Origin of the sequence: Streptomyces bobili (assembly GCF_002154575.1) — a bacterium.
GTDB classification, from domain to species: Bacteria; Actinomycetota; Actinomycetes; order Streptomycetales; family Streptomycetaceae; genus Streptomyces; species Streptomyces bobili.
This window is the reverse complement of record NZ_MUBA01000715.1, coordinates 1-840: the sequence shown is the minus strand read 5'-3', so window position 1 is coordinate 840 and position 840 is coordinate 1. Positions and strand designations below refer to the sequence as shown.

The following is an 840-nucleotide window of genomic DNA, read 5'->3' as shown; positions in this document are numbered from 1 at the left end:
CACCGGCTCGATCGGCCTGCTCGGCACCCGGCCGTCGTACGAGCTGATGCGTGACTGCGACACCCTGCTGACGATCGGCTCCTCCTTCCCGTACACGCAGTTCTTGCCGGAGTTCGGCAAGGCGCGGGGCGTGCAGATCGACCTCGATCCGCACATGGTCGGGATGCGGTACCCGTACGAGGTGAACCTGGTCGGTGACGCGCGGGACACGCTGCGGCGGCTGATCCCGATGCTGACGTCGGAGGACACGCGGGGCCGCGAGTGGTTCGACACCGTGTGCGACAACGTCCGTCACTGGCGGGACGTGCTGGACCGGCGGGCGCAGGTGTCGGCCGATCCCATCAACCCGGAGTACGTGGCGCGGGTCCTGGACCCGCTGCTGCCACAGGACGCGATCCTCACCTCCGACTCGGGTTCGGTGGCGAACTGGTACGCGCGGCACCTGACGATGCGCGGCGACATGCGCGGCTCGCTGTCGGGCACGCTGGCGACGATGGGCTGCGGGGTGCCGTACGCGATCGGGGCGAAGTTCGCCCATCCGGACCGGCCGGTGATCGCGCTGGTCGGGGACGGGGCGATGCAGATGAACGGCCTCGCGGAGCTGATCACGGCGGCGAAGTACCAGGACCGCTGGACGGACCGGCGCCTCGTGGTCGCCGTCTGGAACAACCAGGACCTCAATCAGGTGACGTGGGAGCTGCGCGCCATGGGGGGCGCCCCGTCGTTCCTGCCGTCGCAGGAGCTGCCCGACGTGCAGTACGCGGCGTTCGCCCGGTCCCTCGGGCTGACCGGGGTGCGGGTGGAGAAGCCGGAGGACGTTGCGGCGGGCTGGCGCGCGGC

Annotated in this window: 1 protein-coding gene; it reads left to right on the top strand. The window is 70.8% G+C overall.

Going from position 1 to position 840, the window contains the following annotated elements; translation table 11 throughout:
- On the top strand, positions 1 to 840 hold an 840-nt coding region (locus BZL64_RS36610), incomplete at both ends, for a thiamine pyrophosphate-dependent enzyme (RefSeq protein ID WP_244205763.1).